The sequence below is a fragment of the Cryobacterium sp. PH31-AA6 genome (assembly GCF_030063195.1).
Lineage (GTDB): Bacteria > Actinomycetota > Actinomycetes > Actinomycetales > Microbacteriaceae > Cryobacterium.
The window spans coordinates 1-8,295 of sequence record NZ_JASISS010000049.1 but is presented as its reverse complement, the minus strand read 5'-3'; the positions used below and the strand labels follow the sequence as shown (position 1 = coordinate 8,295).

The following is an 8,295-nucleotide window of genomic DNA, read 5'->3' as shown; positions in this document are numbered from 1 at the left end:
TCTGCTGTCACGGCGGTGTCGATATCGCCCAGGCCCTGACGGATGGACTCGGCGGCGTCGACGGAGAGGGTGCCGGCGGCGACGGCGCGGGCGATCGGGGCCTGCCACGACGCGGGCGTGTCCGTGGCTGCTGGTGATCCCGTGGGGGCTGGTGATCCCGTGGGTCCGGTCGGACTCGCGGGGGGTCTGAGTAGGCCCTCAGGGCCGGGCGAGCCCGGATCTGTGTCCACGGTGGTATCGCCGGGTGTGAGCGTCTGCTCGGCCTGCCGGTCCGCGGCCTCGGTGCGGGCGAGCATCGTGCCCACGGCGACGAGCTTGAACGCCTCGTTCTTGCTGGAGCCGGTGACCTTCTGGATCATCGCCTCCGGGGAGAGGAACCCCTGTCGGGCGGCGAGACCCGAGTGGCCCAGCTCCGGGCGGGAACGACGGGCGATGGTGCCGGCCATCCACGCGGCGCAGGTTTCCAGGAGACGGCGGGCGGTCGCGATGTCACGCTGACCAGCCAGGGCCGCGGCATCCGAGAGTGCCTCATAGTCGGCACTGTTGCAGCCCAGACGGGCGACGGCATCTGCCGCTTGTCTGAGTTGTTCTGCCGGGGTGGTCATAACATGATTTTAGCAAGAATGGAACACAGATGTGAGAGTTTGTCACGTCTTGTGGATAAGTTTTTCGAAGGTTTATCCACTGGCCTCGACAGGCTCGACCACCGGCCGCGCGCGCTGACCCACCTGGGGTCGACCGCCGTGGCGGGGTCGACCTTGGTGGGTCAGCGGGACTGGGCGGCTGTCACGGCGTCCTGGGCCCGGGCGGCCAGCAGGAGGTCTGCCGCCTTTTCGCCGATGACGATGGTGGGGGCGTTGGTGTGGCCGCGGATGATCATCGGCATGATCGACGCGTCGGCAACCCGGAGCCCATCGACGCCGCGCACGCGCAGATCCGGGTCGACGACCGAGGCCGGGTCGGAACCCATCCGTGCCGTGCCGACCGGGTGGTAGAGCGTGTGGGCGTGGTCGGTCACCGCCAGGGCCAGCCGCTCGGCGCTGCTCATCGCGGCGCCGTTGGGCGGCATGATCAGCCGGCCCGTGGTGTCGCCGCGCATGGTCGGGGTTTGGAGGAGCCGCTCGCACCAGGCCAGCCCTGCGAGCAGGGTGGCGAGGTCGGCGCCGTCGGGATCACTCAGGTACCGAGGGTCAACGAGCGCCTTCGCCAACGGGTCCGCCGAGGCGAGGCTCACCTGTCCGGTACTGCGGGGCTGCAACAGGATCGCGCCGACCGTCAGCCCGTGCTCGGGCGTGGGCACGAGGCCCTCCCCGACGTAGGCGACCGGGGCGAAAATGATCTCGATGTCCGCGAGGTCCAGCTCCGGGTTCGTGCGGATGAAGCCATAGGCCTCGGCGACATTCGAGGTGAGCATGCCGCGGCGCCGAAGCAGATAGTCGGCGATCTGCCGGGGCTTCTGCGCGTCGAACAGGGTGTCTCCGGCGGTCTCCGCGACCAGGCCGGAGAGAAGGTGGTCGCGCAGGTTCGCGCCGACCTCCGGTGAGTGGACCACGATCGGGATGCCGTGCCTGCGCAGTTCGTCGGCGTCGCCGATGCCCGACAGCATGAGCAACTGCGGGGTGTTGACGGCGCCGCCGCAGAGGATCGTCTCCCGCCGCGCCAGCACCCGGTGCCGGCTGTCGCCCTGCAGGTACTCGACGCCACTGGCCCGCCGGCCCTCGAAGAGAACGCGCGTGGCCTGCGCGCCCGTGCGCACGGTGAGGTTGCGGCGTCGCCGCGCCGGCTTCAGGTAGGCGTCCGCGGTGCTGACCCGGGCACCTCGATGCTGGGTGACCATGGTCTGGCTGAAGCCCCCCGGCTGCGCGGCGTTCGCGGTCTCGACCGTGTGGCCGAGCTCGGACACGGCGGCCAGGAAGGTACGCGTGTGACGGCTGGGGCTGCGTTGGGGCTCGATCCGGACCGCTCCGTCGCTGCCGTGTGAGGCATCCGTCGCGCCGGCGACCTGTTCGACCCTGCGGAAGTAGGGCAGGAGGGCCGCCCAGGACCACTCCGGTCCGGCCTGGTCGGCCCAGCCGTCGTAGTCGGCCGCGAACCCGCGCACCCACATCATGGCGTTCATCGAGGAGGAACCCCCGAGCACGCGGCCGCGCGGCCAGTAGACGCTGCGCCCGCCGAGGGGCGCCTGCGGGGTGGTGTCGTAGTTCCAGTCGAGGGCCGAGCGGAAGAGTTGGGCGAAGGCGGCCGGAATGTGGATCTCCGTCTTCTTGTCCGCCGGTCCGGCCTCCAGGAGCAGCACGGTACAGGTGGCATCGGCGCTCAGCCGGGCCGCGAGGGCGGAGCCGGCCGACCCGGCTCCCACGATCACATAGTCGAACGACTCCATCTCAAACGACTCGGCGTCGAACGACCCGGCGTTCGACGAACCGCCGTCGCGACCTGGGCCGGGCGTGCCCCCGCTCATCGCGCGACCTCCGCCGAGCGCAGTGCCTCCGCGGCGCGCAGGTCCTTCCGCAGGATCTTGCCCGATGCCGACTTCGGGATGCGCTCGACGAATTCCACCCGGCGCACCTTCTTGTGCGGGGCGACCTGGCCGGCCACGAACGCGATCACGTCCTCCGCGCTCAGCTCGGCGCCCGGCTGCGGCACGACGAACGCCTTCGGAACCTCCTCGCCGTCTTCGTCCGGCACGCCGATGACGGCCGCGTCGTAGATCGACGGATGCCCGAGCAACAGCGCCTCGAGCTCGGCGGGGGCCACCTGGTAGCCCTTGTACTTGATCAGCTCTTTCAACCGGTCGACGATCGTCACGTAGCCCTCCGCACTCACCGTCGCGATGTCCCCGGTGTGCAGGAACCCGTCCGCGTCGAGCGTTTCGCTGGTGGCCTCCGTGTTACCGAGGTAACCGAGCATGATGTTCGGGCCCCGGCAGAGCAGTTCGCCCGGCGCGCTCGTGCCCTCGGCCGGCTGGTGGATCTCCTCGCCGGTGGTCGGGTCGATCAGCTTGCACTCGATGTTCGGCAGGGTCAGGCCGACGGAGTCGAGCGGGATGTCGTCGCGGTCGAGCGGGATGGCGTGCGAGACGGGGCTCATCTCGCTCATGCCGTAACCCTGTCGCACCCGGCAGTCCAGCCGCTCGGCCACGGCGGCGCCGAGCGTGTGGTTGAGCGAGGCGGCACCGGAGAAGATGGTGTGCACGCTGGACAGGTCATAGTCCTCGACCAGCGGATGCTTCGCGAGCGCCACCGCGATCGGCGGCGCGATGAAGACATACGTGGCCGAGTACTCCTGGATGAAGCGCAGGAAGTCGGTGAGGTCGAACCGGGGCATGGTCACCAGTCCGGCTCGGCCGGCCAGCGCGATATTCAGCAGCACGGTCATCCCGTAGATGTGGAAGAACGGCAGCACGGCGAGCACACGGTCGTCGGGCTTCGCGCCGAGCAACGGCAGCGACTGGGCGACGTTTGCGACCAGGTTTCGGTGGGTGAGCATGACGCCCTTGGGGTGCCCGGTCGTGCCGGAGGAGAACGGCAGCACGGCCAGGTGAGTGGCCGGGTCGATGGTCACCTCGGGGGCAGCATGTCCCGCGCCGAGCAGGTCACGCAGCGAGGCGTGCCCTGGCGCGCCGTCGAGCACGACGACCTGCTCGGCGCCGAGACCGGCGAGAGCGGCGGCCTGCAGTGCCTGCTGGAGCAACGGAGACACCGTGAACAGCATCCTCGCTCCAGAGCCGCGCAGTTGGCCGGCGATCTCCTCGGCGGTGTAGAGCGCGTTGACGGTGGTCGCGGTGGCCCCGGCGCGCAGGATGCCGTGGAACACGGCGGCGAAGGCCGGCACGTTGGGCGAGTGCAGCGCGACGACCTGGCCGGGGGCGATTCCGCGGGCGGCGAGCGCCCCCGCGATGGCGTCGATCTGGCCGATCAGGGTCCGGTAGCTGGTCTCGGCCCCGGACGGCCCGTCGATGAGGGCGACCCGATCGAGGTCGGCTTCGGCGATCGAGCCGAACAGGTAGTCGTAGACGCTGAGGTCGGGGATGACGACATCGGGCAGGGGACTGGTGAATACCACGGCGAACTCCGTTGTTCGAGGAAAGTGCTGTTCAGGAAAAGAATACTGGCGGGACCGAGCGGGAGGGACTCGCCTCAGGCGCGGAAGGCGGCGGCGAACACCCCAGGCATCCGCAGCCAGGACGGCCGGGCAGCGAAACCGGTGAGCAGGCGTCCGGTGGCGGCCGCGCTGCGGGCCGTGACGAACCACGGCGGTTTCGGGAAGAGCGCGAACTCGCCGTGCGCGATCGACCGGGGGAACGGCCGGAATGGTCCGCTGGCGACGGTACGTTCCGGTGAGTCGATCAGCAGCGCGTTGTGTACGACGCCGATTCCGCTCTGCACGTCCGCCACGGTGTGACCGGGGTACGCGCCCCAGGGGGCCGCCGCGGTGAGAAACCCGAGGCCGGTCCAGGCGTTGATCGCGATCGTGCCGTAACGCAGCCGGGCGATGGCCTCACGGAACCCGGTGCCGAGCGAGCGGATCGTGCGCGGGTCGGCGATGATGTTCGCGCCCAGGGTGCCGACGAAATCCCGATTGACGGTGTCGACGGCGGAGTCGAGAAAGGACGCCCCGGTGCCGGGCAGTTCGATCACGCCGAGCACGGGAGAGAACGCCTCTGTCGACCCGATCACCGAATGGTCTTCACCTTCGCCGATCACGACCAGGAGCCGGCCGCCATCGCCGAGGCGCTCCGCGGACGGATACGCGGCGGCCAGCGCGGCCACCCGCTGATCGCTCCCCGGGTACCAGGCTGGGCGGGCGGGCGCCCGGCCGATGGCGCCCCGCAGCTCGGCCAGGAACGCGTCCTTCTGTGGCCAGTCACGGCTGAGCACGACCATCTGCCCGGCGATGCAGTTGTAGCCGCCATTGTGCAGCCGCTGAGTCGCCACATGCTCGGCCTGATAGCGCAGGTCGCGGCGCGTCCAGCGGCCGGGAAGCACGATGATGGGGGACACCCCGCCCAGCTCACTGGTGATCGTCTTGTCTAACAGTGGGGTGCCGGCGGCCTTGCCCTCGGCGCCGGACGAGCCCGGGCCGAAGACGACGGCGTCGTGGGTGGTGGCGCTGCCGGTCATGTGCACGTGCGAGATGTTCGCATGATGCGCCAGATAACCGCCGGCTGCGCCGTCGCCCACGACGATCCGCACGACACCATGCCGCACCAGGGGGGCGAGCGCGGCTTGGTAGACCGGCAGCATCCGAGACAGCACCGGGTTCAGTTTGAGCAGCACGACCCGGTTGTTCGCGATGAGTTCGTAGAGCACGTCGAGCGGCGGAATCGAGGTGATATTTCCGGCGCCGAGCACAAGGCCAATGCCCTGCGTGCGGGTGGGGTGGAGCTCGCCGAGACCGGCCGTCGCCTTGACGGTGCCGGCGGTCACACCGGGCGGCATCCACACCTCGGCGCGGAACCCGTGCAGCAGCAGCGCCTCGTGGGCGTTGTGCGGCAGCACCTGCACCGTGACCCGGTTGCCGGGGGCGGTGCCGAACCGGGATTGGGCCAGTGGGCTCTCGCCCCGGCCGATTCGGCCGACGCTGGCGGCCAGCTTCGAGGTGGCGGTGAGGACCGAGTATGGGCCGGAGATCCACTCCTCACCGACGAGCGGTGAGGCGGCAGCCAGACCCTTGATCTCGCTGGCGGTGCGGGCCCAGTTCTCGGCCTGCTCGGCGACCGCGGCATGCACGGCGCCAAGGAGGCCGGCCCGCTCCGAGAGGGGAGTGCGGGCCCAGCGGAGTTCGCCGGCGCTGAGCTCGGCGATCAGGGCGTCGAGTTCGGCGGGGGTGACCACCGGATCCGGGTCGGCAGCTTTCGCTGGGTTCATCCGGTCGAAGGTCGGCTCGGTGACGGTCATCAATCCCCTTTGATAGTTGACGAGTGCGCGCGGCCTGTTCAGGAGCACAACGCGACCGGATGTTCGTGCTTCACTATTGCTTCGAATCATGGCTGGCACCATGGGCGGTCGCCGTGGTTTCCCCCGGATTCTTTGTGCGGTCGCACAAAACAATCGAGTTCGGGCACCGTAGCATGGCGTCATGACCGATCAACAGGGAACCCTCGAGAGTGACGGCGGTGCCGCGAGAGATGCCGCGATCGACCTCTTCTCCGGACTGATCGACTCCGCCGATCTCCTGGCCGATGCCGTCTGCGCGCAGATCGTCGCTGGAGAGCAGGCGTACGGGGCTCAGAGCCTGCTGCCCCCGGACGTATTGCGCGGGATCGTCGGCGAGAACATCGCCGCCCTTGCCCGGGCCTTCATCGAGGGCACCGCCACCCTCGATGCGCCGCGGCGAGCCGGTCGGGTCAAGGCGGAGCACGGCATCCCGATGGCCAGCCTGCTGCACGCCTATCGCCTGGCCGGTCTACAGATCTGGGAGCTGCTGGTCACCCGGTCGGTGGCCAGTCAGAAATTCGAGGCGTTGCTGCTCGTCTCCGGAGAGGTGTGGGGGATGATCGACACCTTCTCGAACGCCGCCGCAGAGGAGTACCGGGCGGTCGTCGACGCGCAGGACCGCCGGAACCAGCAGGCACGGAGCCTGTTGCTGCTCAGCGTGCTCGACGGCAGTGCCACGCCGGTCGAGGCCGGTCGAGCGCTGCGCGTGCTCGGGCTTCCCGAACACGGCACGTACGTGCTTGCCACCGCCGAGCTGAGCTCCACGGGGGCGGATTCGCTGCCGGGCATCTCGCAGACCCTGCGCTCCGCCGGGGTCACTTCCGCCTGGACCACCCTGCAGGGTGACCAGGTCGGCCTGCTCGCCGTCTCCCCGGAGGCCGGGGCGGTCGCCGTTCGGGCGACCCTGGCCGCCGCTGCGACCACCAGGGTCGGGGTCAGCCGGCCGTTCACGCAGGTCGCCGGAGCGCCGGATGCGCTCCGCCAGGCCCGGATGGCGGTCGGCTGTGTCACCCCGGGCGGAATCGGCGCGCACTCCTACGGCGCCGCCCCGCTGGACCTGCTCCTGGTCGCCCAGCCGGGCTACGCCGCCGAGTTGCGGCAGTCGGTGCTCGGCGGTGTCCTCGCGGCGCAGGATGCTGACGTGCTGCTCCAGACCCTCGAGGAATGGTTCGCCGCGGACGGGTCGACCGCGCAGACCGGTCGGCGTCTGCACTGCCATCGGAACACCGTGCTCTACCGGCTGGCTCGGATCACCGAGCTCACCGGGCGGATGCCGTCCCGCCCGACCGACGCCGCCGAACTGCACGCGGCGCTCCGGGCAACGCGGCTCGCGGGGCGTTGAGGCTCGGACCGCCGATCGCCTGCGGCCGGCGGTCCTGCCGTGCGCCGACGGCTGGGCGCGTCAGTCCAGGTCGTCAGGGTCCTTGCCGGTGCGCTCGCCGGATTCCAGGCCGCCGATCGAATTCATCTCGCCCTCGTCGAGGGCGAAATCGAACACCTCGAAGTTCTCGCGAATGCGCAGCGGGGTCACCGATTTCGGGATGACCACGTTTCCGAGCTGGAGGTGCCAGCGGATGACCACCTGGGCGGCCGTTTTGCCGTGCCGCGCACCGATCCGGTCCAGGGTCTCGTCGCCGATCGCCCGCCCGCGGGCCAGCGGCGACCACGCCTCGGTCAGGATGCCGTGGGCGGAGTCGTATTCGCGCACCGCGGACTGCTGCAGCCACGGGTGTAGCTCGACCTGGTTGATCACCGGCGTTTCGACGCTCTCCGCGAGCAGGCGGTCCAGATGATGGGTGTGAAAGTTGGACACCCCGATCGAGCGGGCCCGTCCTTCGGCGCGCAGCAACTCGAGGGCACGCCAGGTCTCGATATACCGGTCCTGGCGAGGTGCCGGCCAGTGGATCAGGAAGAGGTCGACGTAGTCCAGGCCCAACCGGTCCAGGCTCTCGTCGAAGGCGCGCAGGGTGTCTTCGTAGCCGTGGCGGTCGTTCCACACCTTCGTGGTCACGAACACCTCGCCCCGGGGCAGGCCAGACCGGGCGATGCCCTGGCCGACGCCCGTCTCGTTGTCGTAGAGTGCGGCCGTGTCGATGTGACGGTAGCCGGCCTCGAGCGCGACCTGCACGGTGTCGGCGGCCGTGGCATCCGGCACCTTGTACACACCGAGACCGAGCTGCGGGATGCTGTGGCCGTCGTGGAGTCGAAGCAGCGGTGAGAAAGTCATGCCCCCATTAAACCGCCCCGCCCCACTTCGCCGAACTGTGAGGAAAGCACACCTCAGGGCCCGGAAATCGTACACAACTCACAGTTCGGCGGAGGCTGGGCGCGGGGAGGGGGTGGGGTGGTGCGGGGT

Annotated in this window: 5 protein-coding genes and 1 pseudogene; 1 reads left to right on the top strand and 5 read right to left on the bottom strand. The window is 69.9% G+C overall.

Annotated elements, in window-relative coordinates; genetic code table 11:
- The 4 genes and pseudogenes from QMG61_RS17145 to QMG61_RS17130 form a co-directional block, all read right to left on the bottom strand.
- A pseudogene (locus QMG61_RS17145) lies at positions 1-605 on the bottom strand (hypothetical protein); the annotation flags it as partial.
- 161 nt (positions 606-766) lie between these two features.
- Complete coding sequence (locus QMG61_RS17140) at positions 767-2,461, bottom strand: GMC family oxidoreductase (protein ID WP_283495548.1); 1,695 nt, start codon at positions 2,459-2,461, stop codon at positions 767-769.
- Entirely contained in the window at positions 2,458-4,065 is a 1,608-nt protein-coding gene (locus tag QMG61_RS17135) for an AMP-binding protein (protein WP_283495547.1), read from the bottom strand. The genes QMG61_RS17140 and QMG61_RS17135 overlap by 4 nt, the downstream gene beginning before the upstream one ends.
- A gap of 74 nt (positions 4,066-4,139) precedes the next feature.
- Positions 4,140-5,900 (bottom strand): aldehyde dehydrogenase family protein, encoded by a 1,761-nt coding sequence (locus tag QMG61_RS17130; RefSeq protein ID WP_283495546.1) that lies wholly within the window; start codon positions 5,898-5,900, stop codon positions 4,140-4,142.
- Positions 5,901-6,081: 181 nt separating this feature from the next.
- Here QMG61_RS17130 and QMG61_RS17125 point away from each other — a divergent pair, with 181 nt between their 5' ends.
- Positions 6,082-7,281 (top strand): PucR family transcriptional regulator, encoded by a 1,200-nt coding sequence (locus QMG61_RS17125; RefSeq protein ID WP_283495545.1) that lies wholly within the window; start codon positions 6,082-6,084, stop codon positions 7,279-7,281.
- A 60-nt stretch (positions 7,282-7,341) separates the two neighbouring features.
- On the opposite strand, the gene QMG61_RS17120 is transcribed toward QMG61_RS17125, so the two are convergent.
- Complete coding sequence (locus QMG61_RS17120; RefSeq protein ID WP_283495544.1) at positions 7,342-8,166, bottom strand: aldo/keto reductase; 825 nt, start codon at positions 8,164-8,166, stop codon at positions 7,342-7,344.
- Positions 8,167-8,295 lie beyond the last annotated feature (129 nt).

What these genes read in the sequence shown, in the direction of transcription:
- QMG61_RS17120 (WP_283495544.1), bottom strand. Translation starts at nt 8,166, where the DNA reads ATGACTTTCTCACCGCTGCTTCGACTCCACGACGGCCACAGCATCCCG.
- QMG61_RS17130 (WP_283495546.1), bottom strand. Translation starts at nt 5,900, where the DNA reads ATGACCGTCACCGAGCCGACCTTCGACCGGATGAACCCAGCGAAAGCT.
- QMG61_RS17140 (WP_283495548.1), bottom strand. Translation starts at nt 2,461, where the DNA reads ATGAGCGGGGGCACGCCCGGCCCAGGTCGCGACGGCGGTTCGTCGAAC.
- QMG61_RS17125 (WP_283495545.1), top strand. Translation starts at nt 6,082, where the DNA reads ATGACCGATCAACAGGGAACCCTCGAGAGTGACGGCGGTGCCGCGAGA.